Consider the following 1,602-nt stretch of genomic DNA (forward strand, 5'->3'; position numbering starts at 1 on the left):
GTGCGAATCCACGATCATGCGCGCCAGCCGCGGCGGCAATGCCAGCGCGCGCAGGCTCCTGCCTTCCGCGGTGATGCGGCCGTCGCCGTCCAGCGCGTTGAGCTCGCTGAGAAGGCTCTTGGCTTCCTTCCAGGCCGGCTGCGGCGGCGGGTCGAGGAACGACAGCGCGGCGGGATCGGCGACGCCCCACTGCGCTAGATCGAGCACCAGCGAGGACAGATCGGCGCTGAGGATTTCCGGCTGGGTGTAGGGCGCAAGCGAGGCCGTCTGCGGCTCGTCCCAGAGCCGGTAGCAGACGCCGGGCTCGGTGCGGCCGGCGCGGCCGCGGCGCTGGTCGACCGCCGCGCGCGAGGCGCGCACGGTCTCGAGCCGCGTCAGGCCGATATCGGGCTCGTAGCGCGGCACGCGGGCAAGACCTGAATCGACCACGATGCGCACGCCCTCGATGGTGAGCGAGGTCTCCGCGATCGAGGTCGCCAGCACCACCTTGCGCGTGCCCTTCGGCGCCGGCGCAATGGCGCGATCCTGCACGGCGGCATCGAGCGCGCCGAACAGCGGCACGATCTCGATACTGGCGTCCTGCACGCGCTCGGCCAGAAAATTCTGGGTGCGGCGGATTTCGGCGGCGCCGGGCAGAAACGCCAGCACCGAACCGCTGTCGGCGCGCAGCGCAGACGCGATCGCATCCGCCATCTGCCGCTCGATCGGCGCATCCGCCTTGCGGCCGAGATAGCGCGTCTCGACCGGAAAGGCGCGGCCCTCGCTTTCGACGACGGGCGCCTCGCCAAGCAGCCTTGCGACGCGGGCGCCGTCGAGCGTTGCCGACATCACGACAATGCGCAGATCCTCGCGCAGGCCGGTTTGCGCGTCGCGCGCCAGCGCAAGGCCGAGATCGGCGTCGAGCGAACGCTCGTGGAATTCGTCGAACAGGACGGCGGCAACGCCGGAGARCTCGGGATCGTCCATGATCTGGCGGGTGAAGATGCCTTCGGTCACGACCTCGATGCGTGTCGCGCGCGAGATTTTCGAGCCGAATCGGACGCGATAACCGACGGTCTCACCTGCCCGCTCGCCGAGCGACTTGGCCATGCGGTCGGCGCTGGCGCGCGCCGCGATGCGCCGCGGCTCCAGCACGATGATCTTTTTGCCTTTGGCCCAGGGCGCATCGAGCAGCGCCAGCGGCACGCGCGTGGTCTTGCCGGCGCCGGGCGGCGCCACCAGCACGGCCGCATTGTGTGCCTCGAGCGTGCGCGACAAATCGCCGAGCACGGCATCGATCGGGAGGGGCGTGTCGAAGTTGCGGGGCAAAATCTCGCTTCCGTCATCACCCGCGCATGCGGGTGATCCAGTAAACTCGGATCCCGGTTGTCACGAAGATCGCGGATTACTGGATACCCCGCCTTCGCGGGGTATGACAACAATGTGTAGCTATCAGCCCTGCGCCGACGGCCGGCCGATGCTCTCGTAGGTGAAGCCGGCCGCTTCCATCTCTTCGGGGCGGTAGATGTTGCGGAGATCGACGATGATGGGCTGCGCCATGGTGGCCTTCAGCCGGTCGAGATCGAGAGCGCGGAACTGCACCCATTCGGTGACGATGACGAG

Annotated in this window: 2 protein-coding genes; both read right to left on the reverse strand. The window is 68.7% G+C overall.

Going from position 1 to position 1,602, the window contains the following annotated elements:
- Positions 1-1,308: ATP-dependent helicase HrpB (gene hrpB / locus AC1D00_RS40325; RefSeq protein ID WP_477014538.1), on the reverse strand; the 1,308-nt coding region annotated here is incomplete at its 3' end.
- A 123-nt stretch (positions 1,309-1,431) separates the two neighbouring features.
- Positions 1,432-1,602, reverse strand: a 171-nt coding sequence (locus AC1D00_RS40330; protein ID WP_477014539.1) for a UDP binding domain-containing protein, incomplete at its 5' end; no start/stop codon positions are given.

This window comes from Bradyrhizobium sp. P2_E8 (assembly GCF_056403875.1).